Genomic DNA, 26996 nt, shown 5'->3' on the forward strand with positions numbered 1-26996 from the left:
AACAACGAATAGTTAAAAGAGGAATTGAAACATGGCTCGTAAAATTATTATAGATACGGATCCAGGTATAGACGATGCAATGGCGATTTTCTTCGCCTTTCAAGCATCACAGCTTGAAGTATTAGGTTTAACAACGACATTTGGTAATGTGTCTGTGGATTTGGCAACACAAAACGCCATCACTTTGACAGAGATCGCGAAAGTAAACGTACCGGTTGCCAAAGGTGTAGCTGTACCAAGCAAGATTGCACCACGCCCACATCCAGATTTTGTCCATGGTGCAGATGGTTTCGGTAACATTGATTGGCCGGCACCAAAAGGTAAGGCAATCGAGAAAAGCGCGGCGCAGTTTATTGTTGATACTGTGCGTGAATTTCCGGGCGAAGTAACCATTATTGCTCTTGGGCCATTAGGTAACTTGGCAAAAGCTTTAGAGCTTGATCCAGAAGTGGCGAACTTGGTTGATGAAGTTGTGCTGATGGGTGGCACAGCGATTGAGTACGGTAACGTGTCTCCTGTTGCTGAAGCTAATATTATGAATGATCCACATGCTGCAGATCTTGTTTTTACCGCTGCTTGGCAAGTGACCATGATTGGCCTAGATGTCACTCATCAGGTGTTATTGGACAATTCAGTATTAGAGCGCATTAAGAAAGCTAATCCGACGGAAGGTGGTTTCTTGTACGATTGTGCTCAGCATTATATTAATTTCTATAGCAGTCGCTTTGATATGGATGGTTGTTATTTCCATGATGCATCAACCATTGCTTATGTTATGGATCCGAGCATTTTTGGCGTAGAGCTGGGTGCTGTGCGTGTTGCGTGTGAAGGTATCGGCATAGGGCAAACTATTTTTGCACCACAGGGCATGACTTTCCCTGAGCCACATTGGAATGATGTACCGATGACGCAAGTTTGTATGGAAGTAGACAGTAAAAAATTATTAGCCTTGTTTGAGACAACCCTGTCTTAAATCGTTAGAATGGCACAATCAAACTTGAAGGCATGGTAAGTAACTTCCATGCCTTTTTTATTTATAAAGAGAAAAATATGAAATTATTAGTAAGAAACCTTGCCCGTAACACCACAGAAGATGAATTGAGAAGTTTGTTTGCCGTTCACGGTACTTTGCAGTCTTGCACTCTTGTGATGGACAAAGATACAGGTGAATCGAAAGGCTTTGCGTTTGTTGAAATGCCAAAAGTAGGCGAAGCGAAAGTAGCAATCAAAACACTAAACGGTATGGATGTTGATGGTTCTAAAATTCGCGTTAAAAAAGCAGAAGATAGCGCTAAAAAAGACGAAAGTGATGCTGAATAAATAATCGTAAATCTGAATTCATCAGAATAAAGAGAAGAACGACCTACTTTCCTAGCTTATCTTTATTATGAGCTAGGAATGAGCGTCGACGAACTCTTTGATAAAACTTACGTCTTTGTTTGAAATAGTGTGATAGGTAAATTTTATATAATGCTTATTATGCTCGTTAAAAACATCCAGTTGTGGGTCGCATAATGCTTTTATTGTGGCCGTTTTACCTTCATGAATCGCCTTTAGTTCTAGCTTCACCAATTTTGATCCTTGCAAACCATCGGGCGCTTCCACTTCTATCATTTGTGTAGATATGTGTGTGCAATGAATCGGCATAACGACGCCGTTGGTTAAATATAGTGAACCGGTCCAAAAGCAGCGAACATAAGGCGAATGTGAAATAGACATTGGTTTATCCTTTACTGGGTGAAGATCCAAGGTCATTGATGACTCTTCTAGGGTAGTCATTATAGTGCAAGAGCACAGAGAAGTGATAGCTAGAAAAAATTGATATGAATCAAGATGTTGCTGGGTACTTATTAGCAACATCTTGATTGGAGAGATGTGTTGCGAAGGCAATAATTGGCTTTTAGCTCTGTTGCTTAATTGTTTCGCCTAATGCATTGATCAGGCTGTCTATTTCAGACTGTTCTGTTGTAAATGGCGGAGCTAATTGAATAGTGTCGGCTCCGTAACGAACGTAATAGCCTTTTTCCCACATTGCCATGGCGATTTGGAATGGGCGTTTAGCTGGTTCGCCATCTATTGGGGCAATGGTAATACCTGCCGCAAAACCGTAATTACGAATATCCGTAATCATCGAACTGGCGTCTTTAAGTTGATGTACGCTGTTTTCCCATACCGAACTCATGCTGTTAACACGCTCGATTAAACCTTGTTTCTTAATTTCGTTCAGAGACGCTAATCCTGCAGCGCAGGCAATAGGATGCGCGGAATAGGTGTAACCATGAGGGATTTCCAGCATGTAGTCTGGACCACCATTATCCATGAAAGTGTCGTAGATCTCTTGTTTAAAGGCTACTGCACCCATTGGAATAACTCCGTTAGTAACCTGTTTTGCCATGGTAATCACGTCAGGCGTCACGCCAAAGGCTTCAGCACCGGTTTTTGCGCCCATACGACCAAACGCGGTAATAACTTCGTCGAAGATCAGTAGGATATTATGCTGATCACAAATCTCCCGTAACCGTTGCAAATAGCCTTTTGGTGGTACGATGACACCAGCTGAGCCCGACATAGGTTCAACAATCACTGCGGCAATATTCGAAGCATCATGCATCATGATTAGGTTAAGCAGGTCATCAGCGCGTTCTTTGCCTTGTTCAGCCATACCTTTGGAAAATTCACTGCCCGGAACTTGTGTGTGAGGAAGGTGATAAGACTCTAAGCCTTGTCCATAAAGCGTGCGGTTTGCAGGGATGCCGCCAACGCTGAAACCGGAAATTCCTGCCCCATGATAACCTTTAGCGCGACCGATAAACTTGGTTTTTGTGCCCATGCCTTTTTTACGCCAATATGCGCGAGCGACTTTCAATGCTGTATCGACTGATTCTGAACCGGAGCCCGTAAAGAAAATACGGTTTAATCCCGCAGGCATGAATTCTGTGATTTGCTCTGCTAACAAGAAGGATTTCTCATGGCCGAATTGGAAAGCAGGGGAGTAGTCGAGGGTTTTGACTTGTTCGGCAACCGCTTCATTAATAGCGGGAACACTATGACCTAAGCCGCAAGTCCATAAGCCAGAAAGTCCGTCAAAAATCTTTCTGCCATCGCTGTCGGTGTAATAATTTCCTGCGGCAGAGGTGATAATACGAGGATCTTTTTTAAATTGGCGATTGCCTGTGTAGGCCATCCAATGGGCATCAAGCTGGGCTTGGGTTAAATGGTGACTCATAGCATTCTTCCTCTATAAAGTGAAATATCAATAGACTAAGAATGCCGAGCTAGAAAGGTTTAATAAATGCTATGTTATTTAAATTTAGGTTAGTCTTTAGTTAACTAAAAAGACAGCGGGGATTAAGTGGAGGTCTTGTCTTTAAACTCACATAAATCTTCAATGATGCAGGCATCACACTTGGGTTTTCGAGCGACGCAGATATAACGACCGTGAAGTATCATCCAATGGTGAGCATCCAAAAGAAATTCCTTTGGCACAAACTTAAGCAGCTTCATCTCGACTTCTAAGACGTTTTTGCCTGGCGCTACTTTTGTCCGATTAGCAAAGCGAAAGATATGCGTATCCACCGCCATGGCCACTTGGCGAAAGGCTGTGTTTAAAACCACATTGGCGGTTTTGCGGCCAACCCCTGGTAGGGCTTCCAGTTCTTCGCGAGTTTCAGGTACGACGCTGTTGTGCTTCTCGATAAGAATTTGGCAGGTCTTGATGGCGTTTTCGGCTTTAGCGTTAAATAAGCCGATGGTTTTGATATAGCTTTTTAAGCCATCGACGCCAAGCGCCAGCATGGTTTCTGGTGTATTGGCGACAGGGAAAAGTTTGCGTGTTGCTTTGTTTACACTCACATCTGTGGCTTGAGCAGAAAACAACACCGCAATTAAAAGCTCAAAAGGCGAGCTGTATTCCAGCTCGGTTACGGGATTGGGGTTTTCAGCTCGTAAGCGAGAAAAAATCTCGTAGCGTTTCTCTTTGTTCAAAATAAATAGCCTTTCTTCACTTTTACTAATACGACTTGTTGCTGCTATACGTTAGCTAACTTGGCCCGTCACACGCACACGTTTTGAGGCGCTTGGGCCATCTTTAGCTTTTTGCGCGGCGATGCGTTTCTTCTCGCGCTCGTCTAGGTAGTTTTTACCCGCGATTAACAAGCCTAGCCCAATAAAAGCACCGGGCGGTAATACGGCAAACAATACATTTGGGTAGTCGTTAAAAACAACGATTTTCCAATGTGTTGCCATATCACCGAACAACAACTGCATATCTGAAAACAGGGTACCTTGACCAATTAGCTCACGCATAGCGCCCAAGGTGACAAGGATAAACATGAAGCCCAAGCCCATCATAAAACCATCTAGCGCAGAAGGCAGCACAGGGTTGCGGCTGGCAAAAGCGTCAGCACGGCCAAGGATCGCACAATTGGTTACGATTAGGGGAATGAAAATCCCTAGAATTTGATAAAGCTCGTAAGTGTAAGCCTGCATGATTAATTCAATACAGGTGGTAAACGACGCGATGATCATGACAAAAGCAGGCAGACGAACGGCATCGGCCACGTAGTTACGAATGATGGAAACGGCAATGTTAGAGCCGATTAAAACCACCATGGTAGCCAACCCAAGACCCAATGCGTTGACGACTGTGCTGGTTACCGCCAGCATAGGGCACAAGCCAAGCAACTGAACCAGAGCAGGGTTGTTTTTCCAGATACCGTTATAAATGATTTCTGCGTAATTGGCGCTTGGCTTGCTCTCTTCTTGAGTAGCGTCTGTTGCAGCTGTTTCTGCGCTCATTTTCATTGGGCTATCCTAATACGCTAACAGCGTATCTTTGTGTTGATCAAAATAAATTAGCGTATTTTTTACGGCACGAACCACGGCACGAGGAGTAATGGTTGCCCCTGTAAATTGGTCAAAATCGCCACCGTCTTTTTTCACTGCCCAGCCTTTTAAGGTTGGGTTTTCCAGTGACTTATTGGCAAAGCTCAGAATCCACTTAGACTTTTTCAAATCAACCTTGTCGCCAAGTCCTGGTGTTTCTTTGTGACTAATGACGCGACTGCCTGTCACAACGCCATTTTTATCAATGGCAACCAGCATGTCTAAATTACCGTTATAACCACGTGGGGCAATGGTTTCGAAGATAATGCCAGAGACTTCGCCGTTCTTACGGGCGATATGAATCTTAATACCTTCTTCGCTGCCTAATAGGGGATCGGGTGGCAGAATGGCGGTGTCTTTGGTTAAGTCGTTGTCGTACAAATTGGCGGGCAATATTTCGTTAAAGGCCGAAATCTGCGCATCCAAGATATTGTTCTTGATCGTGTGATCCGTTAGCTGGTGCGTGATCGCAATAAGGCCAGCAGTTAACACTGCAAAAATAGCCAAACCAAGACTGTTACGGCGAATAGAGGCGAGCAATTCCATTAGTTATCCTCCCCAACTTTTAAACCGGTTTTGGCTTTTTTGTGGCCGTAAGTTCTTGGCTGTGTGTAGTAGTCGATTAAAGGCGCAGCGAAGTTCATTAACAAGACGCCAAATGCCACCCCATCAGGATAACCACCCCAAGAGCGAATAATGTAAATCAAGATACCAATGCCTGCTCCATAAATCAGTTTACCGCGATTACTGGTGCAAGACGACACAGGGTCTGTGGCGATAAAGAAAGCCCCAAACATCGCAGCGCCAGTAGTGAGGTGGAAAAATGGCGTTGCTGTGTTGCTCGGATCAAATAGGTGAAATACACCCGCCATTACCATTAAAGCACCTAATAGCGCTGCTGGCGTGTGCCAAGTGATAATACGTAGCCAGATAAGCCCAAGACCACCTACAAGATAAGCTGCATTTACCCAAATCCAGCTGTTTAAACTTGGCCCTTGAAGTGCAGCAATGCTGGTAAAGGCGGCTTGCGAATCTAGTAGGTCTTTGTGTTTGAAACCATCCAACGGCGTTGCCATAGTGTAACTATCGATCACGGGTAAGTGATGGAATATAGCTTGTAAGCTTTGCATCATAGACAGAGTATCCCCTGACGCTACCATGCTTTGTACACCAAGCCACTGGCTCATTGGTACGGGAAAAGACACCAGTACAATCGCATAACCAACCATAGCCGGGTTGAATGGATTATTACCCAAGCCGCCGTACAGTTGCTTGGCAAAGATGATGGCAAAAGCAACCGCTGTTACTGTTACCCACCAAGGCACAATCGGCGGCAGAGCCACACCTAATAACACGGCGGTTAATAACGCACTGTAATCTTTTAGGAAAAAGCTAACAGGGCGACGACGCATCGCCAAAATGGCCGCTTCACTCAATAGTGCGGTGATGCAGGCAATCATTAAATTAATTAACGTGCCCCAGCCAAATAGCCAAGTTTGTACCACAATGCCAGGAATGGTCGCTAAAATAACCATCTGCATTACCCAAGAGGTGCGACGTCCTGCACGTTGTGTGTGGGGGGAGGTGATCCTCAATAATGCCATTTAACGATTCTCTTGCATGTTGGTTTGCGAATAAATAAGTTTTTCTAACAATATTTCGGCGCTCTGCAGACGTTGTTCTGTGGAAGCAATCTCTTGGTTTATGCTGTCCGCTTCTTCTGGAGAGCTTTCCAAACGCTTATTCAGTTTGTTAATTTGTGCTTTTGCCAAAGCAATGGCGATTTTTTCTTTTTTGATCTGATTAGCCAGATCCATTTCTGGTTCGGCTTTGGCTTCGCTGTCAGCCACCGCATCTACTGTTTTCTCTACAGGCGTAGAAACGGAAGTAGCTGGTGTGGTTTCTTCTGCTTCAAGCGCGGCTAGCTTTTGCTGTGCTTCAATGAGCTTTTTAGGCCACTCCGATGCTTCTATCTCGCTTTCGTCTTTGCCTTGGTCTTTTAAAAGCTGAATGTTTTTCTCGGCTTTCTTGATGCCGGCCTTAGCAATAGCTAGGTCGATCTTGCGTTTTTTAGCGGCATCCGCATCGATGTTAGCCCCTGGCGCACTGGCTTCTGTTGTAACAGGAGGTGTAGTTGTTTCTGCTGCCTGTTCTTTCTCAAGTGCGGCGAGTTTATCCTGTGCTTCTTTTAGTTTGCTTGGCCATTCAGACGCATTGATTTCAGCTTCGTCTTTGCCTTGCTCTTTTAGAAGCTGAATATTTTTTTCGGCTTTTTTAACGCCAGCTTTGGCAATGGCAAGATCTATCTTACGTTTTTTGATCGCGTCGGCATCAAGGTTGGTCGCAGGTTCTGCTTTAGCTGACGTTGACTCTGCTTTTTGCATAACGGTTTCTGGATTAGCTAAGGCTTTTTCCAGATCATCTGCACGCTGCTGCGCTTCTTGTAATTGCTGGCGAATTGCTTCGATTTCAGGCGCATCTATCTCTTCCGCCTTCTTCAAAGCCTTTTCAACTTTCTTCACTGCGGCTTTGGCAATGGCTGCGTCGATCTTTAGTTTTTTCAATTCATCACTGGCGGCTGCTTTTGGTTCTGGCGTCGCGGTATTGGCATTTGACGCCGCTGTTGCACCTAGCTTGCTTACCGTTTCTTGGGCCGCTTTTAGATCGGCTTCAAAAGTCGCGATCTTGTCTTTTAATTCCTCATCATCGGGTGTTTCTGTTAGTTGCTTGTGCAGCTTCTTAAGTTTCACACCAATTAAGGCGACATCGACCTTGGCTTTCTTTAACTCGTCATTGGCTGGCGCTGCATTTGCTTTAGCGGCTGTGTCAGCGACACTTATAGGAGCATCCGTCGGTAGTTTGCTCAGTTGATCTTCCAGCGATGCTAAAGCTTTTTCTTGATCAGTGACTTGCAGTTGCAAGCTGTTGATCTCTTCCACGTGTTCGTTTTCTTGCGCTTCAAGCAACTGCTTTTGCAGTTTCTTCAGCTTAGATTTAGCAATAGCGACATCGACTTTGAGCTTTTTCGATTCGTCATTAGTTGTAGGTGCAGCAGTCGGAGCCGCTTTTGCAGGTGCCGCTTTTTTCGTTTCGGTAGCTTTGCTTGGCGCTGCTTTTTGACGAGCAAGACGCTTCGCTTCTTTTTCTGCTGCTTCCGCTTCTTGACGGGCTTTACGAGCTTCAAAACGTTGCTTCGCCAAGTCGGATTTCACATTGGCTTCACGGGCCTCACGAATACTGCTCTTGGTGTGGCGGTAATATTGCACTAATGGAATGCTGCTTGGGCAGACATAAGAGCAAGCACCACATTCGATACAATCAAATAAGTTATGGTGTTCGGCTTTTTCAAACTCTTGGCTTTTACTGAACCACAATAATTGTTGAGGCAATAGGCTTGCAGGGCAGGCTTGTTCACACATGCCGCAACGAATACAAGCTTGTTCTGGTGCTGGTGGAGGGAGCTCTTTTTTACTCGCCGCCAATATACAGTTACTGGTTTTGACGATAGGCACAGCAGCTGAATCTAGGGTGTAGCCCATCATTGGCCCGCCCATAATTAAGCGACTGAGTTTTTTAGGCTCAGAATCCGCGTATTCCAACAAATGTTCAACAGGAGTGCCCAGTAACACTTCGACGTTTTGTGGGCTTTTAAGCGCGTCACCCGTCAAGGTGGTAAAGCGTGAAATCAAAGGTTTGCCCTGCGTGATCGCATCATGAACAGCGACACAAGTGCCGACGTTTTGACATAAAACACCGATATCCGCTGGGTACTGTCCGCTTGGAACCTCTTTGCCAGTTAATAGCTGGATTAACTGTTTTTCACCACCGGAAGGGTATTTAGTTGGCACCACGGCAATTTGTATCTTGCTGTTGCGCTGAGTAAGTACCGTTTTTAATGCTGCAATAGCGGTTGGCTTATTGTCTTCAATACCAATAATCACATTGTCTGCTTCAACAAGGTGTTGCAGCATTTCGATGCCTAACACGAGTTCGAGGGTCTTTTCTCGAATCAACATGTCATCCGCAGTGATGTAAGGTTCACATTCTGCCGCGTTAATAATGAAGTGAGTCAACGGGTTCTTGTGCGCGCCTTGTAACTTTACTTGAGTTGGGAAGCCTGCGCCGCCCATACCGATGATGCCCATTTCAGACAAATAAGCCAGCACGTCAGTTTTGCAGATGTTTTGCCAGTTGTTTAGTGGTTCAAGTGTTGTCCATGTTTCATTACCGTCTGGCGTGAGGATAATGCAAAGATCGCTTAAGCCAGATGGATGGGCGATTAGGCGTTCTTCGATAGCTGCAATAGTGCCAGAAGTAGGAGCGTGCAAAAAACTACTCAAAAAACCATTGTTGATAGCGATGGTTTCGCCTTTTAACACCTTGTCGCCCACTTTTACTAATGGGCGAGAGCTCTGACCTATGTGTTGACCAAGTGGCAAAATTAGCTCGCTGGGTAAACTTGGTCGACCCAACGGCAATTGCAGTGATTGGGCTTTGTTTTCTGGTGGATGAATGCCGCCGTGAAAAGAAAAAATGTTTGCTGTTTGCATTAGTGAGCCACCTCTGCTTGGCGGTCAGTGGCAATAATATTAAGCGAGGTTGCCGCGATACCTTGCGGTTTGTCCCAAGACCAAGTTTTTGCTGTCACGCCGACTTCTACCATATCAATACAATCTACTGGGCAAGGCTCAACACAAAGGTCACAACCTGTGCATTCATCTGCAATTACCGTGTGCATTTGTTTTGCTGCACCCAAGATCGCATCGACAGGGCATGCCTGAATACACTTGGTACAGCCGATGCACTCATCTTCACGAATCACAGCAACACGTTTTGCACTTTCTGTTCCGTGATCGCCGTCTAATGGAACGGCTTCCACGTCTAATAAATCGGCTAATGCTTGAATAGTTGCTTGACCGCCTGGTGGGCAATGGTTAATGGCTTCACCGTTGGCGATGGCTTCGGCATAAGGGCGGCAACCTGGGTGACCGCATTGGCCACACTGAGTTTGCGGTAGCAGGGCGTCGATTTGGTCAACGATAGGATCGCCTTCCACATGGAATCGCACATTGGCGTAACCCAAAATCGCACCAAAGATAAGAGATAAAAGAACCAGAATTCCAATAGCGAGTAAAACAGTAAACATTTTTGGCTCCTAAATCTGCACAAGGGCGGTGAAGCCCATGAAAGCAAGAGCCATAAGGCCTGCGGTAATCATACCGATAGCAGAACCTTTAAACACAGTCGGCACGTCCGCCACGTTAATACGTTCACGCATAGCAGAGAATAGAATCAGTACGAAGGAGAAACCAACCGCGGCGCCAAAACCATAAAGAATGGATTCTACAAAGCCGTTTTGTTTGCTGATATTTTGCAATGCTACACCCAATACCGCACAGTTGGTGGTGATCAAAGGCAAGAAAATACCTAATACGCGATACAATAGTGGGCTGGTTTTATGAACCACCATTTCAGTGAATTGCACAACAACGGCGATCACCAAGATAAAGGAAATGGTTTGTAGGTACTCAAGACCAAATGGCTGAAGTATGTAGGTATAAGTGAGATAGCTACATAGGCTCGACAATGTCAAAACAAAGGTCGTGGCCATTGCCATACCAATAGAGGTTTCTAGTTTCCCAGACACGCCCATGAAAGGGCATAGGCCCAGAAACTGTACCAATACAAAGTTATTAACCAGAATGGTACTGACCAGAATCAGGAGATATTCAGTCATCTCAAATCCAAAACATGTGGTGAATATTGTGTGATTTTAGATGCTTTTAGAGAAAAGCATCTGCGAGCGTAACTATACCAATCTGCTTATAACTAACAAGACTAAAGCTTTTGTATTTCTAGTCCGATTTAGTATATAGATAATAAGTTATGCTTATATAAGTTTGGTTTATGTTTCTTTATTAATGCCAATGCCCACCTTATTAAGAATGTTTCTTATTAACTAAGGTGAGCATTGGTTTTTTACTGAGCTTTTTTAGAGCTTAAAAAGGAATTAAGCCCTAATGCGCGATTACATCACACGTTGGCCAGGTTTAGCGCCAGCATGAGGTTCTAGTAGGTAAATTTCTTCACCACCAGGGCCTGCGGCTAAAACCATACCTTCTGACATGCCAAACTTCATTTTGCGAGGTGCAAGGTTCGCTACCATGACAGTGTGTTTGCCTTCTAAGTCTTCTGGCTTATAAGCAGACTTAATACCAGAGAATACAGTGCGAGTTTCGCCGCCTATGTCCAAGGTCAGTTTTAGTAGCTTATTGGCTTTTTCTACGTGCTCGGCTTTGACGATCAAAGCAATACGTAAGTCCACTTTGGCGAAGTCGTCAAAATTGATTTCCGCTTCAAGAGGCTCTTTGCTCAATTCAGTTTCAACTTGTTTCGGAGCGGCGGCTTCTTTCGCAGCGGCTTCTTGTTTGCCTTCTTCAATGATGGCGTCAATCTGTGTTTGTTCAATACGGCCCATTAGCGGCTTGAATTTGTTTACGGTTTTGCCAAACAGCAATTCGCTGCGGTTATCCCATGTTAGTTCTTTGCCAAGGAAGGCCTCGGCGTCGGTCACTAGGTTCGGCATAACCGGTTTCAAGTAGGTCGCCAAAATGCTGAACAGGTTCAATGCAACGGTACACACGGCTTGAACTTGAGGTAGGGTCGCTTCGTCTTTTGCCAATACCCAAGGTGCTTGAACGGCAATGTATTCGTTTGCCACGTCCGCAAGGCGCATGATTTCACGAATCGCTTTACCGTATTCACGACCTTCAAAGTGTTCTGCAATCAAGTCGCCTGCGTCGATGAAAGATTGAATCATCTCGGCTTCGCTTACTTCACTTGCCAACTGGCCATCGAATTTCTTGTTGATGAAGCTAGCCGTACGGCTGGCAATGTTGACTACTTTACCCACAATGTCTGAGTTCACGCGTTGTAAGAAATCACTTAGGCTAAGGTCGATATCGTCAACACGGGAGTTAAGCTTGGCTGCATAGTAGTAACGCAAGTATTGTGGGTCCAAATGCTTCAGATAAGTACGCGCTTTAATAAAAGTGCCGCGTGATTTAGACATTTTTTCGCCATCAACCGTAACATAGCCGTGTGCATTGACCGCGGTTGGTGTTCGGTAACCAGCGCAATCCAACATCGCAGGCCAGAACAAAGCGTGGAAGTTGATGATGTCTTTACCGATAAAGTGGTAAAGCTCCGCATCAGAATCTTTCGCCCAGTAGTCATCAAATTCCAAACCTTCGGTACGATCACAAAGGTTTTTGAAGCTCGCCATGTAACCGATAGGTGCGTCTAGCCAAACGTAGAAATATTTGCCCGGCGCATCTGGGATTTCAAAACCAAAGTAAGGAGCATCACGGCTGATGTCCCATTCTTTCAGGCCAGAATCCAACCACTCAGATAGCTTGTTCGCGACTTGATCTTGTAACGTACCACTGCGCGTCCACTTCGCTAGGAAGTCTTGAAAATCAGGCAGTTTGAAGAAGTAATGTTCAGAATCTTTCTCAATTGGTGTCGCGCCAGAATAAACAGAACGCGGATTGATCATTTCCATTGGCGTGTAAGTCGCAGAACAGACTTCACAGTTATCACCGTATTGATCTTCTGCTTTACACTTAGGGCAAGTACCCTTGATGAAACGATCTGCAAGGAACATTTCTTTCTCAGGGTCGTACGCTTGCACGATAGAACGCACAGCGATCTTGCCATTATCACGCAATGCTTTGTAGATGCTGTTAGAAAACTCACGGTTTTCTTCAGAATGCGTGGAATAGTAATTATCGTAACCAATTAAGAAGTCATTAAAGTCTGCCATGTGTTCTTGGCGAACACCTTCGATCAACTCTTCTGAGGTGATGCCATTTTGCGCAGCTTTAATCATAATCGCCGTGCCGTGAGCATCATCAGCACATACTGCTGTACAAACATGGCCGCGCATTTTTTGAAAACGCACCCAGATATCGGTTTGGATGTGTTCCAGCATGTGCCCTAAATGGATGGAACCATTTGCATAAGGAAGGGCGCTGGTGACTAAAATTTTGCGTTGCGTTTGTGCCATTTTTGATAAGCCTGCTGGATTAAAAAAGGTCTAGTATTCTATCAATAATTAGGCGCAGATGACGAATAAATAAAGCGTCTAAAGGATAGATAGTCTAAGAAAAGCGACATTATAAGTCCCAATCCCGCATGTGCAAGCGCTAGTCTTCTTTCTAAGTCTTGCTTTTCTGTAATTTGCCCCCAAACTTGGCACAAGGTTTTAAACTAAACATTCTTTAAGAGATCGTTGACCGATGTCACGAGCGACGGTGTCTTTATTTTCCGTCTTACAAGGATCCCCTATGCTAACTGATGCCCAATTACAGGCGACTTTAGAAACTCTAATCGACGACAACAGCGGTCAACCTTATGGTGCTGTTTGGAATGTTGTTGCGGATGATAGCCGAGTTCATGTCACTTTAACGCTCGGCTATCCTGCGCAAAAACAACAAGCTCAACTAGAAGCCAAAATAAAAGACCTAATGGCGGATGCCCGTAATTTGGTGTTAGATATCGATTTTCAAGTCAAAAGCCAAGCCACACAAGGCAGCATTCCAGGAATGAAAGGCGTGAAAAATATCATCGCCGTGGCGTCTGGTAAAGGTGGTGTGGGGAAATCCACTACTACCGTTAACCTAGCGCTAGCTATGGCAAAAGAGGGCGCTCGTGTTGGTATTCTGGATGCGGACATCTACGGCCCTAGCCAAGGTATGTTGCTTGGGTTTGAAGAAGGTACTCGTCCACAAGTCCGCGAAGACAAATTTTTCGTGCCACCAACTGCGTTTGGTGTGCAGGTGATGTCGATGGCGTTTCTAACCACCAAAGACACTCCTCTTGCATGGCGTGGGCCTATGGTGACAGGCGCCTTGATGCAGATTCTAACGCAAACCGATTGGGATAATCTTGATTACCTCTTCATAGACATGCCACCAGGCACTGGTGATATTCAACTTACTCTTGCGCAAAAAGTGCCTGTTGCCGGTTCTGTTGTTGTGACCACACCGCAAGACATTGCTTTATTGGATGCTCGTCGTGGTATAGAAATGTTCAACAAGGTCAATATCCCTGTATTGGGTGTAGTAGAAAACATGTCGACGCATATTTGCTCCAATTGCGGCCATCATGAAGCCATATTTGGGGATGAAGGCGGCGCGAGCCTAGCAAAAGAATATAACGTCAATGTGTTGGGTAAACTGCCATTAAGCCTAGCGATCCGCGAACAAAGCGATGCTGGCCGACCAATCGTGGTAAATGCACCAGAAAGTGATACCGCAGGCATTTATCAGTCGATTGCACGCAAGCTTGGTGCTACCCTTGCATCCCAACAAAATGAACAAACAGCTATGCCAATCATTGGCATGAGCGACGATTGAGGAAAAGAAATGCGTTTGTGTGACCGAGATATTATAAAAGCCCTAGACGAAGGTTCTATCGTTATCGAGCCTCGCCCCGACAACAGCGTCATCAGTGGCGTATCTGTTGATTTACGGTTGGGGAATTCGTTTCGCGTCTTTCAAGGTCACCCTGCGCCTTACCTTGACCTAAGCAGCTCAAAAGCTGACCTTAGCAAGGTTATCGAATCTGTCATGAGTGAAGAAATACTGGTCGACGACGGCAAGCCTTTCTTTATTCATCCAGGGGAGTTGGTACTAGGTGTCACCAAGGAATCAGTCACTTTACCTGATAACCTAGTCGGTTGGCTCGATGGTCGCTCTTCCTTAGCGCGCCTTGGTTTAATGGTTCATGTAACCGCACATCGCATCGACCCAGGTTGGAGCGGCGGCATAGTTCTAGAATTCCTTAACGGCGGCAAACTGCCCATTGCCCTAAGCCCGGGCATGACAATCGGTGCCATCAACTTTGAAACCATGTCGGGGTCAGCGGAGCGTCCTTATAACAAGCGTGATAATGCTAAGTATAAAGACCAGACCTCAGCGGTTGGTAGCCGGATTTCCGGCGAGAATTAGTTTTTAATTGCAAATTGGTTTTTCTTACGTTCAATAGGAAAGAGGCTTTGGCCTCTTTTTTGTTTTTATCAATTCAAATAGTTACTTCTCAATGTTTCCTAGTTTGCAAGCTTGGTTCCGCTCTGCTGAGCGGGTAACTTTTGTCCAGATCCACAAAAGTAACCAAAAGGTCTCTTTATCGGGCTATCGCCCAAACGTCTCATTCGTTTTGTTTAATATTGGTTCAGCAAGACGACTTTTATCGTAAGGCATAGATTGTTTTTGCTGGTGGAGGGAGGGGGTATTTTTAACTGACCCTGAAACTCCATAGGGTCGCGCAACTTCGTCGCGTCGAACTGACTTCTTCGGAATTTAGATTCCATTCAAACGCCTTATATTCCCAACCTTTATTCCGCTTTTTAATTCAGGAAAAAGCTGAGAGGGTAACTTTTGTCTATCGATATATAAGTTACCAAAAGGTCGCTCTATCGGGCTATCGCCCAAACGTCTCATTCACTTTGTTTAAGATTGGTCTAGCAGGACGATTTTTACCGTAAGGCATAGATTGGTTTTGCTGGTGTAGGGAAAGGTATTTTTAACTGACCCTGAAACTCCATAAAGTCGCGCAACTTCGTCGCGTCGAACTGGCTTCATGTGTGATGCTGGTTTTTGTAGGGCGGATGAGGGAGGTACGACCGTGATCCGCCGTTGAAAGTGAAGCTTTCATTGTCTGAAACCAATTTTATTTGTGGATGGAATTTAAAACACAATTCATGGGTGGATATACAGTCTATTTTTGTGATGAACGCTTTATTGCTCGTTTAACCATTTTAAATAAACCGGTTGTGCGCGTTTTGTGCTGGAGGTAAGTAAGAAAGTCCTCTAATATCAATGAATAAGAATCTACAGTGTAGAAATAACGCGCTGTGGATAAAAGGAAAAACACGCATGCTCGTTTTTCCTGTTTTAACTTTTGTTGATACCTCTATTTATGGTTTTAGAGTCAGTGACTTATAGTAATATTGAGAAGGTTTCCAATCTGTGTAAACGCGCATGCGCATTAACAAAATGTTGAACTAAGCCGCTTCGCGGGCCTTTTCTTAGTTTCCCTAATTCCCTCATTTATAACCAAACTTAATCTTCCAATCAACAATGGAGAATTAAGTCATGACACCTTTACGCAAACAGGTGATAGATCAGATGACCCTAGAAGGTTTTTCTGTGTCTACGCAAAGAGCTTATTTATATCAATTAACAGAAGTTGCACGCTATTTTCGTATGCCTCCTGATCGGCTTAACCAAACCGATATCCAACAATATTTGCTGTATCTAATAAGAGAACGAGGATGGAGCTGGTCAAGTTGCCGTCAAGCGTTACATGCTCTGAACTTTCTATACCGAAAAGTCGCGAACAAAACGATGCCATCGGTATCACTTCCTCATCCTAATAAATCTCAGAAAATCCCAGACTTGCTCTATCCAGATGAAGTGCAAGCGATGATCAGATGCTGTCAGCATCCAAAAGTGTATGTCGCCATGGTGTTGGCATATACGACAGGGATGAGAATAAGTGAGGTTAATGAGCTGCGAGTCAATGATTTAGACCTTACCCATCACTGCATCAAAGTAAGGCAAGGGAAGGGGCAGCAAGATCGCTATGTTCTGTTTCCACAAAGCTTGCAACAGGTGCTAGGTCGCTATTGGCAACGTTACGAACCTTGTGATGTGGTGGTTTATGGATTGGATAAGCACCGTCCTCTGCATAGCAAATACCTACGATTAGAAACTAAGGAAGCTGCTAAGCGAGCAGGGATCCAAAAATGCATTCGTTTTCATAGTTTGCGTCATGCGTTTGCTTGTCATCAACTGTTAGCTGGAATGCCTTTACCAAGGCTGCAAGCCTTATTAGGCCATAAGCAGATTCAAACCACTTTTCGTTATCTGCAATGGGTCGCGATGATGGATCTAAAGAGACGGGATAGTGAAGATTTATTGCTATCCGACTGGTGGCCATCATGAATGGGGTAAGCCTAGCGAGCGTGATTCATTATTGTCACGAACAACATCAGATACATGCCAATGCGAGACAATGGCAAGTTCTACATCATATAGCAGACTGTCGAACCGAGCGAATGGGGACAGGAAAGTATCAATGTCATGGCTGTGGTCATCATTGGTTTTGGCATCATAGCTGTCGAGATAGGCATTGTCCCCAGTGCCAAAAGAAAGCAAGCGAACAATGGCTATTGAAGCAGGAGGAGCGATGTTTGCCGGTGCCATATTTTCACTTAGTTTTTACGCTACCTCATGAGCTAAACGCTTGGATAGCCAAACACGATCGAGTCATTTATGACGCCTTATTTCACACTGCATGGCGTGCGTTGAATGAGTTAAGCCAACGAAAACACAATGGACGGGCAGGTATGACGGCAGTCTTGCATACATGGGGTCAAACATTGGTGCGCCATGTTCACCTTCATGCCTTGGTTCCCTCTGGAGTGTATAGAGATCAAGGCTGGCATAGTCTGAAGAAAAACTATTTTCTTCCGGTGAAACTGTTATCAAATCGTTTTAGAGGTGCCATGGTTAGTCAACTAAGAGCAGCTTTTAGAGAAGGGTTACTACCAGCGTTATCGCAAATGGAAGTGAGCCGGCTACTGAATGTTTTGATGCAAAAGCCTTGGGTTGTCTATTGCAAATCGGCGCTTGAATATCGCTCAACCTTGGTGACTTATTTAGCGCGCTATAGCCATCGTATTGCCTTATCTAATAATCGTTTCCAAGTGTGGAACAACGACAAAATCAGTCTTCAATATCGAGACTATCGTTCCGGCAAGCAGTCTCTTTTAACACTCAAGCCACAAGAACTGGTAAGACGTTTTTTACTCCATGTATTACCAAGGGGGTTGATGCGCATCCGGCATTATGGCTGTTTGTCTAATGCAATAAGAGCCAAAGTGAAGAAGCGGGTAGATAAGCAGTTAGGCAGGTACGAACCGAAAGCTAATGGAGGCAGTGAAAAGACGGCTGAATCAGGATGTTCATGCCCTGCTTGTGGAGAACGTACAGTTACTTATCTTGGCGATGTATCTGAGAGTAAAGTGACAAAACGGCTTCGCATCCTGCAGTCATGGGACAATGGAAGTTAGCGTTAGCATACGGTGAGATCAGTGTATAAAGCGGATCAGGTCATAAGGCCTGAGGGAATCGCTTGCTTCGCGGGTCAAATCGCGCTACAAAAGAGCAAATAAAGAATCAACATAGCAGCGATCAAAGACGATCTGAAGCGGCATAGTCCAGACAGACGTTGGTATTGAGCGAGTTATATAACAGGGAAGTCCCACCATGAAAAAAGCAAATCCCCTATATAGACAACGCAGCCGTTCAACAGTGGGTTATAGCCGCAGCTACGCTGCCGTATAACCCTTAATTGTTAGGCGAATCGGAAGAGGTGGTATATGACTGCAATTATTGGCTTTTGTCTTCCTGATGGAGCTTTTTTAGCTGCGGACTCAACTCGTACGGATGTTGATTCTGGACAGCAGTTAAGCACCCCAGTAAGAAAAATTGAAAATCTTAAAGAGGATGTTGTAATTGCTACAGGGGGGCTAGGAACAATTGGGCATAATGCTCGTAATCAGTTGATCGAATTTGTTGAGGCGAGAAAGCCTTCTCTTGATGTAATTATTCAGAAGGCCAAAGAAATATTTTTACGCGAGTTTAATCTTTCCTTTGTTCAAGCTCCAGGGCATAAAATACCTCTAACTTGCATTCTGGCGGGTAGAGACGATGATGGCAAAGGGTTCATTTGCTCTCTAAGCAGTAGTAACAATTTCGAACCGTTTTGGGTGCAAAATGTAGGTCAGCCTTATTTTGCCGGCACCAATACACAGTTAGTAAAAGAGTGCGCAACAGAAGTGATTATTGAATTAAAGAATTCCGATCAAAAACTGATGTTTGATAAGTGGGTTGTAGAGTCATTGAAAAGAATTAACTTGAATGACAAAACAGTGGGGTTTCCCGTGCAGCTCGTAGCGGCAAGAGAAACTGTGACAAATATATTTCCAGCTAATGAAGGTGCTACCTATTTATCTGAATTTGTAACGGAATTTCCGGAGCTATGAACCGCCAACAAAGCCAAGCAGCATCGCCAGCAAAGCTGGCTGGACCTCGCTACGCTCGGCCGCTGTTGGCGACGTTAGGCGTACACAAATCTAGAGGGAATTTTTATGAGTGAAGCAACAATGTGGGTTAGAAATATGTATACCGGTCCAGGTGGAGGCGCATATACCGGACCTGATGGTGGTATGTATACCGGGCCGGGTGGTGGTGCTTACACTGGACCGGGCGGTGGTATGTATTCGGGTCCTGGTGGCGGTGCCTACACAGGGCCGGGTGGTGGTTTATACACGGGGCCAGGAGGCGGCGCTTATACAGGTCCTGGTGGTGGTTGCTATACAGGTCCCGGTGGGGGCTTATACTCAGGTCCTGGTGGTGGTCTATATACTGGCCCGGGCGGTGGTATGTACACAGGCCCAGATTCAAATCCATTTATGGCAATTTTCCCACCGTGGCCCCATTTTGCAAAAGCCTTACAGCAGATGGGTATGCAACAAGAAGCGGATCTAATATTTGAGGCTCTGGCAAGCATTGGCTATCGCGCCTAACAAGCACATCAAAAATCGCTTCACTTCGTTACGCTGGACGGCGCTATCGCGCCGCCTTTTATGTGGGCGTTACCCCCTTCGACGCGACGAAGTTGCGCGACTCTATGGAGTTTCTGAGTCATTAACGGAAAGGCTCTCTCGAACAGCAAGACTAATCTATACCTTACGATAAAAGTCGTGTTGCTAGACGTGATGTTAAGCAAAGTGAATGAGACGTTTGGGCGATAGCCCGAAGAAGAAATTAACCCCATCCTAACCTCCTAAAAAGGGAAGGGATTAACTCTTGTTTTCCGTCAAATATCCGTACAAGTTGAGTGTGTTTTAAATTTGCACTACAATCCCTAAAATTACGGAATACATCCGTACGTAGGAGGGGTTATGGCAACGGCACGTTTAGATATCCGTCTTGATGAAGAGATTAAGGCAAAAGCGGAAAAGGCGACGGCATTACTGGGTCTAAAAAGTCTCACTGAATATGTGGTGAGGCTTATGGATGAAGATGCTACTCATGTTATTGAAGAGCATGAAAGCCTTGTCGTTAAAGACAGTGTCTTTGATGAGTTTATGGTGGCGTGTGATAAAGCAAAAGCACCTAATCAAGCGTTGTTGGATGCGGCCAAATTGACAGATGAGAGTGCTATCAGGTGAGTTGGGGTAAAGAGTTTGTAGAACTTAGTAAAACAACGCATGACCGCAACTCATTTGACTGTGGTGAGCAAGAGCTCAATACATTTATCAAAACTCAAGCAGCAAAGCATATGCAAGCGGGTATTAGCCGAACGATGGTTTTACCTAGTGCTCAGCCACTGTTGAATCAAAAATACGCTATTTGTGCGTTTTATAGTGTTGCCCCGAGTTCTATCAGCCGAGAAACACTGCCAACAAAACTCGCTAATAAACTTCCTAGGTATCCTATCCCCGTTTTTCTTTTAGCTCAATTAGCGGTGCACAAAGAGTTTCATGGTTCAGGACTCGGAAAAGTGAGTCTAATTCGTGCTCTGAAGTATTTGTGGGTAGTGAATCATCACATGAGGGCGTACGCCATTGTGGTGGACTGTCTGACAGATTCCGCTCAAGTCTTCTATACGAAGTTCGGCTTTGAATTACTGTGCGAGCATAATGGGCGTGTTCGTATGTTCTTACCAATGAAAACGGTAGAGCAGCTTTTTAATCGATAGGCAACGAATAGAACTATGTAAGTGATACGTTTGGGCGATAGCTCGACGAGAGAACAAATCCACCCTAACTTTACCCTTGGAAGACAAAAGGGGAAGGGGCTAAGCCCTTGCCAAGCAGGGTTTAATGACTTAACTACAAGTGGTTTTGTGGGCGTTGTGATTGAGCGAGTACAGCCACAACCAAAATAAAACCGTCTTCTTTTGTAAAGTAAGCTGTGTGTTTGCCAACAGGAAAGTAAAAACTGTTTGGATAAATTTCATCGCAACGACGGCCTACGTTTGGATTGTCGGCTAGCATTTGAAACCCAGTTAGTAACGTGTGTTTATAGCTTTTGATTTTTTGTAAATGGGTCTGAGCCAATTTACTCAGTTTGTATTTTGTCTTGTGCATAATGGGTTACAAGGCGCTTAGGAAGTCTTTACCATCAACCACGTTGCCTTGCGCCAAGTCTTGTTTAGCTGACTCGAAACAATGTTTAAGGTAGTCAGTTTTCATTGCTTCTAGTTCTTCATAGTCTCTGATAGACATTACCACTACGGCATCTTTGCTGTTTTTGCTAATTTTAACTGGCTCACGTTGGGCGCTTAGCAGAAGTTCACCAAAATTACGCTTAGCATCATTTGCTGTTAATGTGTGCATATTCAATCTCCAAATTTGGAACTACAGTAATATTATAGATAGTCGCATGAAATGATCAATCTAATTAAATCGTGCGATTTGTGTGAAAAGTAAGCTGGCAAAGTATTTAAGATGGATTCTCAACGCTTGGCATTTTTGCATCGATTGGCAAAAGTTACACGCCCAGCAGGGCGGAATAAAGGTAGGGAATTAAAAGCGTTTGAATAGAACCTGATAAATTGATGAATCCCCTTCGACGCGACGAAGTTGCGCGACTCTATGGAGTTTCCGAGTCATTAACGGAAAGATTCTCTCAAGCAGCATAACCAATCTATGCCTTACGATAAAAGTCGTGTTGCTAGACGTGATGTTAAGCAAAGTGAATGAGACGTTTGGGCGATAGCCCGAGAAGAGACCTTTTGGTTACTTTTGTACTTTTCTGAATTAAACAGAGGGCAAAAGTTACACGCCCAGCAGGGCGGAATAAACTTGTAGCTAAAAGTCATTGAGAAGTAACAAATATACTTGAAGATCCAAAGTGTTTGAATGGCACCCAATTTGCTCACTTCCCCACCAATCGTTATTATCCAGCTCATCTAAAATCACTAAGTGTCCCAATCTATGCGTTTACTAAAATCCTCTATCCATCCAAGTCTCGAGTCTGTCGATCAATCTTCTTTTTTACGTCTTGCTGCCCGTGGGATTATTTTGAAAGGCGAGGATATTTTGATGCTGTATACCCAGCGTTATGACGATTACACCTTGCCGGGTGGTGGCATTGATGAAGGGGAAAATCAGGTGGAAGGTTTGATCCGTGAGTTAACAGAAGAGACGGGGGCGCGGAATATTCGCAATGTCCAGGCGTTCGGTCTGTATGAAGAGTTTCGGCCTTGGAATAGGGATGGTTTTGAGATCATGCAGATGAAGTCTTATTGCTATACGTGTGAGATTGATGAGCAATTAGGCGAGACCAGCCTGGAAGATTACGAAGTCAAAAATGGTATGAAGCCAGTGTGGATTAATGTCCACGATGCCATTAAGCATAATTTGGATACCATTAAAAACAGTGATAAAAAAGGTATGTCGATTGAACGGGAAACCTTTTTGTTATCTATGATTCGAGATGAGCTGTTGGTTGTTGCAAGCTGTTAGTCTCTGGCTAAAGTTATTAGGATTGAGCATGTTTACTAGAAAACTTTTATACTTATTGGTGTTTATTTTATTGCAGGGGTGTTCAAGCCATATGCCGAATTTAGGTGTTTCTAATGGAAAGTTAGCGGCGTGCCCTAGTTCGCCAAATTGTGTGAGCAGTCAGGCTGCTGCCGATGATAAGCATTACATTGAGCCTATTGTGTTGAAAGCGTCTATTGCGTCTGCCCATGACAAGGTGATGACAGTGCTGGATTCTTCGAAGCGTACTAAGGTTGTGGTGAATGAAGAGAATTACATCCATGCTGAGTTTACATCGGCGGTGTTTCGTTTTGTCGATGATGTGGAGTTTTTGTTTGCCAAAGAACAAGATGGGGAGGTGATGGTTGATATTCGTTCTGCCTCTCGCGTTGGGCATTCCGACTTTGGGGTGAATCGCAAGCGTATGGAAAGCATTCGCGACAAACTTAATAAGTAGCCTAGTAGCCTAGTAGGTTATGAATTGGAAGGCGCTCTATAATAATGATAGAGCGCCTTTTTTATTTCTTGTTTGTTTGAGTTGCTTGGTCTGTAGGGTTACTGAGTTTGTGCGTGTTTCACTTCGTGTGCGATCTTTTGACGCAGGTCGTTGGGTAAACGTAGAGCATCGCCTAGTCGCTCTAGGTAGCGTCGTTCTTCCTCTGTGTCGATATCGATGGCGAGCATGGAGACAAGGTAGATTTCGGCTGACAGGGCTTCATTGTCTGATAGACGCGCAATGGCAATAGGGTCGCTATTTGCTCTTAGTTGTTCTATGAGAAGTTTTTGTTCTTCTGTGCTGATACCAAGGTTACTGATCTCTTCTTCGATGCGAGCGCGTTCGCTTGCATCTATATGACCGTCTGCTTTGGCAGCGCTGATCATGGCTTTTATCAGCACGACGTGAGTGTTGTTAGTTTGTTGATTGGGTTGCTCTTCTGCAAGGTCGAAGATGCTACCAGCAGGAGCGGTAGGCATGGGAGAGGAATCGAAGCTCTGATTCGCATCAAGGTGAGATGATTGCGTTGTTGTTTGGTTGGCTTGGTGATCCCGCCATGCTTTGTAAGCCATGCCGCCTACGGCCGCTAGACCGCCATATTTGATGGCTTTGCCACCCATTTTACGGGCTTTTTTGTTTGTTAATAGCATGGCCGCTAATCCGCCTGCGGCAGCACCACCTATTAATCCACCTGGCATGGAGCCAGATTTTGCTTTTGAGACGGCTTTGTTAATTCCTGAGCCTGTAGAGCCCATAATGCTGTTTAACAGTGAGTTGATATTCATGGTTGAGGATCTCCTATTAATTTATGAGTTACTTAATCGGACTTAGGATGTGCCATAGAGTTCACCTGTGATTGCTTTGTTCCCTTTCTTTTACTCTTTGATGACGTTATTTAAAGGGATAAAACTATGAAGTTTTGTGTAGAGTTACGCATTGTTTTGGAAGGTTTGTATAAACCTAAATTTGGGTTGGTAGTTCGCTAGATAAAGTGAGTTGAAATGATTTATGTGTTTTCTGTGTATGGCATTTTAAGTTTGATTACGTTTTGTTTTTATGGGGTTGATAAGTCTGCGGCTAAGCATGGAAAGCAGAGAATTCGGGAATCTACTCTGCATCTACTGTCTTTGTTTGGCGGTTGGTTCGGCGCTCTGTTGGGGCAGAAGGTGTTTCGTCATAAGACAAAGAAATGGCATTTTTTGCTAGTGTTTTGGTTGACGGTTGTGGTGAATGTCACGACGATGGGCTACGCAGTTTATTTTTTTCAATTCTCTTAATCTTGGTTAATCTCGTTACGTTATGTAATAACCATGGATTTTGTATTCAAACTCCGTAGATAATTAGTGCTTATATGAGAGCGCTTTGATTAGTTGTCTTCTACAATCGATGAATGACGCTGATTTTTTTATCTTTAGGTGCAATGTTTTATGAAAAACAATGAGCTAGCCATTAGCCTTGCCGATGTAATGGAGCTGATGCTCGATTCTGTTTGTGTTGTTGATCGCAATGGAAGTTTCGTTTTTGTTAGTGCGGCTTTTGAGGATATGTTTGGTTATGCGCCCCATGAAGTGATTGGCAAGCCTATGGTAAATATGGTTTATCCGGATGATAGGGAGAAAACGCTAGGTATCGCTGAGTCAGTTGTTAGTGGTCAGATTCTGCCGCGCTTCGAGAACCGTTGGGTACGTAAAGATGGCAAGGTGGTAAATGTGCTGTGGTCGGCTAGGTGGTCGGAAGAGCACCAGGTGCGAATCGCAGTTGCTCATGATATTACCGAGCGCAAGGAAATGGAGGCTCAGCTGCTTTACGCTGCGGGTCACGATGATTTGACGGATTTACCGAATCGTACTTTGTTGTTAGATCGTTTGCAGGCGTCGCTAACATTGGCGGAGCGTGAGCAAGTCGGTTTATCGGTTTTGTTTATTGATATTGATGGTTTTAAAGATATTAACGATGGCTATGGCCATGCAGTAGGTGATTTATTGTTACAACTAATAGCTAAAAGGCTAGGTGGTTGTGTTCGTAAGTCAGACACGGTTGGACGTCTGGGCGGCGATGAGTTTTTAATTATTTTAAATAAAGTGAATAATGCGGAAAGTGCGGCCTTGGTCGCTGAAAAAATCCGTGCTGCTTTATCTGAAGTTTTTGTTGTTGAAGGCTCTACATTGTCTGTTTCTGCCAGCATTGGTATTGCTAGTTACCCTGAAAACGGTAAAGAGCCATTGGATTTGGTGCAGTCTGCTGATCATGCTATGTATCAAGCAAAAAATAATGGTGGCGATAAAGTTATTTTGGCGGCTTCTTAGGGATTTTTAGTTTGGGTTATTGAGCGCTTCTTATCGAGAAGGTAATATCTTTGTCACGTCTCATCACTCTTCTGTCAGTCTATTTTCTGGTTCAAATTAGCAAATATACTGGAAATACACATTCTGTTTGATCCGTGGTTTACGATTTGCTTTCTTCGTGCTGGTTTCCGTTTTACTATCGTGGGATTGGGCGAGAGGCAAAGTCTAGAGTTCACATAATATCAGTGTCGATCACTGGTGTTGTTTGTAATCATTTAACTTTATAGGAAACAATAATGGCGGCTTTTGGTAGCGTGTTTATGCCTAAAATGGCATTGGCAACATTCGAAAATAATCAATGGAGTGATGCAAGTATTGTCGCATCGGACAGCATTCAGTTGCATCCTGGTGCCCACGTATTGCATTACTCAAGTACTTGTTTTGAAGGTTTGAAGGCGTTTCGTCATGCCGATGGCAGTGTGCATGTATTCCGTATGGATCAAAATATTAAACGTTTGGCGCAAAGCAGCCGTTTATTATCTTTGCCTGCCATTGATGAAGCACAAGTATCTAAAATGATTGTTGATGCGGTTGCTGAATTCGCTACTGATGTACCTGAGCCGCCAGGGTCTATGTACATTCGCCCAACTCACATCGGTACGGAAGCTGCAGTGGGTAAAGCAGCTGCACCAACAGCAACGTCTATGTTGTATGTGTTGTTGTCTCCAGTGGGTGATTATTTCACTGGTGGCGCTAAGGCGTTGCGTATTCTGTTAGATGAAACTGGTATGCGTTGTGCGCCACACATGGGGATGATCAAAAGTGGTGGTAACTACGCCAGTGCTTTGGGTCCTATGATGAAGGCGAAAGCGGAAGTGCAAGCAGACCAAATTTTGTTCTGTCCAAATGGCGATGTACAAGAAACCGGCGCGGCTAACTTCTTGTTGATTGATGGCAATGAAATTATTACCAAAGGTTTGGATTCATCTTTCCTTCACGGTGTGACTCGTTCTTCTATCTTAACGCTTGCGAAAGATCTAGGTATGACGGTAAGTGAGCGTGATTTGACGGTTGCTGAGTTACTAGAGCGTGCCGCTAAGCCTGAAGTGGAAGCCGTGTTGTCTGGTACAGCGGCGGTATTAACGTCTGTTGGTACTTTTATCCATAACGATAAAGAGTACAAAGTAGGTACTGGTGAACCCGGTCCGATTGCTCAGAAATTACGCCAAGCATTGAATGATATTCAGTGGGGCAAGGCTGAAGACAAACATAACTGGCTAACTAAAGTCTGCTAAGTTAAAGCGGTTTGAGGTTGTAAAAAAACGGGCTGACACATTGAGTGTTAGCCCGTTTTTTTGTTTGCCCAGCGAAGCTGGCAAACCCGTCAGGTTGTAAGAAACCTGTCTCACCCCGACTGGGGGGAAGAGAATCCGAATCGCAAGGGCGTTGCTGGCCAACGGCAGGGTCTGAAGGAAGCGATAGGAAGTTAACAGTACACAACGCAAGTGAACCTGCTTCGGCAGTTTAGGTGGGTAAGCGTGCAAAATAGCGCAAAGCCCGATACTCAGTCAGACCTAGGCTGTGTTTGAGGGTGGCATTGTTAACAGGGCGTCAGTGCAGTAACTGGGGAAGCCTGGCATCCAATCCGGTCTTGAATTGGAAGCATGCGTTCGAGGTGTGAGCCAAGGCGTGTGTTGGTGTGAGG

Annotated in this window: 28 protein-coding genes and 1 pseudogene; 16 read left to right on the forward strand and 13 right to left on the reverse strand. The window is 44.6% G+C overall.

The features are described from left to right. Positions 1-31: 31 nt before the first annotated feature. Both B6N13_RS09235 and B6N13_RS09240 read left to right on the forward strand, forming a co-directional pair. A complete protein-coding gene (locus B6N13_RS09235; RefSeq protein WP_012069248.1) occupies positions 32-973 on the forward strand; it encodes a nucleoside hydrolase in 942 nt (313 codons plus the stop codon). A gap of 77 nt (positions 974-1050) precedes the next feature. Beyond that, positions 1051-1320: an RNA-binding protein gene (locus tag B6N13_RS09240; protein ID WP_169459162.1), complete on the forward strand. Its 270-nt coding sequence runs from the start codon at positions 1051-1053 to the stop codon at positions 1318-1320. A 72-nt stretch (positions 1321-1392) separates the two neighbouring features. On the opposite strand, the gene B6N13_RS09245 is transcribed toward B6N13_RS09240, so the two are convergent. The 10 genes from B6N13_RS09245 to metG form a co-directional block, all read right to left on the reverse strand. Continuing rightward, complete coding sequence (locus tag B6N13_RS09245; protein WP_048814255.1) at positions 1393-1719, reverse strand: hypothetical protein; 327 nt, start codon at positions 1717-1719, stop codon at positions 1393-1395. Positions 1720-1900: 181 nt separating this feature from the next. After that, positions 1901-3226, reverse strand: coding sequence for an aspartate aminotransferase family protein (locus B6N13_RS09250; RefSeq protein ID WP_169459163.1), 1326 nt, complete (start codon positions 3224-3226; stop codon positions 1901-1903). A 122-nt stretch (positions 3227-3348) separates the two neighbouring features. Next, positions 3349-3984 (reverse strand): endonuclease III, encoded by a 636-nt coding sequence (gene nth / locus B6N13_RS09255; protein ID WP_169459164.1) that lies wholly within the window; start codon positions 3982-3984, stop codon positions 3349-3351. Between the two features lie 51 nt (positions 3985-4035). Then, positions 4036-4797, reverse strand: coding sequence for an electron transport complex subunit E (locus B6N13_RS09260; protein ID WP_083766371.1), 762 nt, complete (start codon positions 4795-4797; stop codon positions 4036-4038). A 15-nt stretch (positions 4798-4812) separates the two neighbouring features. Continuing rightward, the gene (gene rsxG / locus B6N13_RS09265) at positions 4813-5430 is read right to left on the reverse strand and encodes an electron transport complex subunit RsxG (RefSeq protein ID WP_169459165.1); all 618 of its coding nucleotides are present in this window, start codon (positions 5428-5430) and stop codon (positions 4813-4815) included. After that, on the reverse strand, positions 5430-6488 hold the full coding sequence (gene rsxD, locus B6N13_RS09270; protein WP_169459166.1) for an electron transport complex subunit RsxD: 1059 nt from the start codon (positions 6486-6488) through the stop codon (positions 5430-5432). The genes rsxG and rsxD overlap by 1 nt, the downstream gene beginning before the upstream one ends. Then, positions 6489-9434: an electron transport complex subunit RsxC gene (gene rsxC / locus B6N13_RS09275; protein WP_169459167.1), complete on the reverse strand. Its 2946-nt coding sequence runs from the start codon at positions 9432-9434 to the stop codon at positions 6489-6491. It lies immediately after the preceding gene. Further along, positions 9434-10030 (reverse strand): electron transport complex subunit RsxB, encoded by a 597-nt coding sequence (rsxB, locus tag B6N13_RS09280; protein WP_012069257.1) that lies wholly within the window; start codon positions 10028-10030, stop codon positions 9434-9436. The genes rsxC and rsxB overlap by 1 nt, the downstream gene beginning before the upstream one ends. Positions 10031-10039: 9 nt before the next feature. Beyond that, positions 10040-10621, reverse strand: coding sequence for an electron transport complex subunit RsxA (rsxA, locus tag B6N13_RS09285; RefSeq protein ID WP_012069258.1), 582 nt, complete (start codon positions 10619-10621; stop codon positions 10040-10042). 291 nt (positions 10622-10912) lie between these two features. Continuing rightward, positions 10913-12952 (reverse strand): methionine--tRNA ligase, encoded by a 2040-nt coding sequence (metG, locus tag B6N13_RS09290; RefSeq protein WP_169459168.1) that lies wholly within the window; start codon positions 12950-12952, stop codon positions 10913-10915. 280 nt (positions 12953-13232) lie between these two features. On the opposite strand from metG, the gene apbC reads away from it, so the two are divergent. From apbC to B6N13_RS09330, 9 genes and pseudogenes are all read left to right on the forward strand, one after another. After that, the gene (gene apbC, locus B6N13_RS09295; protein ID WP_169459169.1) at positions 13233-14303 is read left to right on the forward strand and encodes an iron-sulfur cluster carrier protein ApbC; all 1071 of its coding nucleotides are present in this window, start codon (positions 13233-13235) and stop codon (positions 14301-14303) included. Positions 14304-14312: 9 nt separating this feature from the next. Continuing rightward, on the forward strand, positions 14313-14897 hold the full coding sequence (gene dcd, locus B6N13_RS09300; protein WP_169459170.1) for a dCTP deaminase: 585 nt from the start codon (positions 14313-14315) through the stop codon (positions 14895-14897). Between the two features lie 1146 nt (positions 14898-16043). After that, positions 16044-16895: a tyrosine-type recombinase/integrase gene (locus B6N13_RS09305; protein ID WP_169459171.1), complete on the forward strand. Its 852-nt coding sequence runs from the start codon at positions 16044-16046 to the stop codon at positions 16893-16895. Then, positions 16892-17119, forward strand: a pseudogene (locus B6N13_RS23675) (transposase zinc-binding domain-containing protein); the annotation flags it as partial. The gene B6N13_RS09305 and the pseudogene B6N13_RS23675, both read left to right, overlap by 4 nt. A gap of 30 nt (positions 17120-17149) precedes the next feature. After that, complete coding sequence (locus B6N13_RS09310) at positions 17150-18025, forward strand: transposase (protein WP_348981535.1); 876 nt, start codon at positions 17150-17152, stop codon at positions 18023-18025. A 309-nt stretch (positions 18026-18334) separates the two neighbouring features. Then, positions 18335-19000: a hypothetical protein gene (locus B6N13_RS09315; protein WP_169459173.1), complete on the forward strand. Its 666-nt coding sequence runs from the start codon at positions 18335-18337 to the stop codon at positions 18998-19000. 105 nt (positions 19001-19105) lie between these two features. Further along, on the forward strand, positions 19106-19543 hold the full coding sequence (locus tag B6N13_RS09320; RefSeq protein WP_169459174.1) for a hypothetical protein: 438 nt from the start codon (positions 19106-19108) through the stop codon (positions 19541-19543). 378 nt (positions 19544-19921) lie between these two features. Then, positions 19922-20191, forward strand: a complete 270-nt coding sequence (locus B6N13_RS09325) for a DUF1778 domain-containing protein (protein WP_169459175.1) — start codon at positions 19922-19924, stop codon at positions 20189-20191. Beyond that, the gene (locus B6N13_RS09330) at positions 20188-20721 is read left to right on the forward strand and encodes a GNAT family N-acetyltransferase (protein ID WP_169459176.1); all 534 of its coding nucleotides are present in this window, start codon (positions 20188-20190) and stop codon (positions 20719-20721) included. Before B6N13_RS09325 ends, B6N13_RS09330 begins: the two co-directional genes overlap by 4 nt. Before the next feature lie 133 nt (positions 20722-20854). Here B6N13_RS09330 and B6N13_RS09335 read toward each other — a convergent pair whose 3' ends face one another. Further along, positions 20855-21112, reverse strand: a complete 258-nt coding sequence (locus B6N13_RS09335) for a type II toxin-antitoxin system RelE/ParE family toxin (RefSeq protein WP_169459177.1) — start codon at positions 21110-21112, stop codon at positions 20855-20857. 6 nt (positions 21113-21118) lie between these two features. Further along, complete coding sequence (locus tag B6N13_RS09340) at positions 21119-21361, reverse strand: type II toxin-antitoxin system Phd/YefM family antitoxin (RefSeq protein WP_169459178.1); 243 nt, start codon at positions 21359-21361, stop codon at positions 21119-21121. Positions 21362-21961: 600 nt separating this feature from the next. On the opposite strand from B6N13_RS09340, the gene B6N13_RS09345 reads away from it, so the two are divergent. Both B6N13_RS09345 and B6N13_RS09350 read left to right on the forward strand, forming a co-directional pair. Further along, on the forward strand, positions 21962-22492 hold the full coding sequence (locus B6N13_RS09345) for an NUDIX hydrolase (protein WP_169459179.1): 531 nt from the start codon (positions 21962-21964) through the stop codon (positions 22490-22492). A 28-nt stretch (positions 22493-22520) separates the two neighbouring features. Then, positions 22521-22967: a DUF1499 domain-containing protein gene (locus tag B6N13_RS09350; RefSeq protein ID WP_169459180.1), complete on the forward strand. Its 447-nt coding sequence runs from the start codon at positions 22521-22523 to the stop codon at positions 22965-22967. A gap of 98 nt (positions 22968-23065) precedes the next feature. Here the strand turns inward: B6N13_RS09350 and B6N13_RS09355 are convergent, their stop codons facing one another. Further along, a complete protein-coding gene (locus B6N13_RS09355; RefSeq protein ID WP_169459181.1) occupies positions 23066-23791 on the reverse strand; it encodes a tellurite resistance TerB family protein in 726 nt (241 codons plus the stop codon). 216 nt (positions 23792-24007) lie between these two features. On the opposite strand from B6N13_RS09355, the gene B6N13_RS09360 reads away from it, so the two are divergent. The 3 genes from B6N13_RS09360 (at position 24008) to B6N13_RS09370 (ending at position 26586) form a co-directional block, all read left to right on the forward strand. After that, complete coding sequence (locus B6N13_RS09360; protein WP_012069267.1) at positions 24008-24283, forward strand: DUF1294 domain-containing protein; 276 nt, start codon at positions 24008-24010, stop codon at positions 24281-24283. A gap of 150 nt (positions 24284-24433) precedes the next feature. Further along, positions 24434-25312 carry a diguanylate cyclase gene (locus B6N13_RS09365; RefSeq protein WP_012069268.1) on the forward strand — a complete coding sequence of 293 codons (879 nt, stop codon included), beginning with the start codon at positions 24434-24436 and terminating at the stop codon, positions 25310-25312. A gap of 275 nt (positions 25313-25587) precedes the next feature. After that, positions 25588-26586 carry a branched-chain amino acid aminotransferase gene (locus B6N13_RS09370; protein WP_012069269.1) on the forward strand — a complete coding sequence of 333 codons (999 nt, stop codon included), beginning with the start codon at positions 25588-25590 and terminating at the stop codon, positions 26584-26586. The last annotated feature ends 410 nt before the right edge of the window (positions 26587-26996 follow it).

Origin of the sequence: Marinomonas sp. UCMA 3892 (genome assembly GCF_012726345.1) — a bacterium.
In the GTDB taxonomy this organism is placed as follows: Bacteria; Pseudomonadota; Gammaproteobacteria; order Pseudomonadales; family Marinomonadaceae; genus Marinomonas.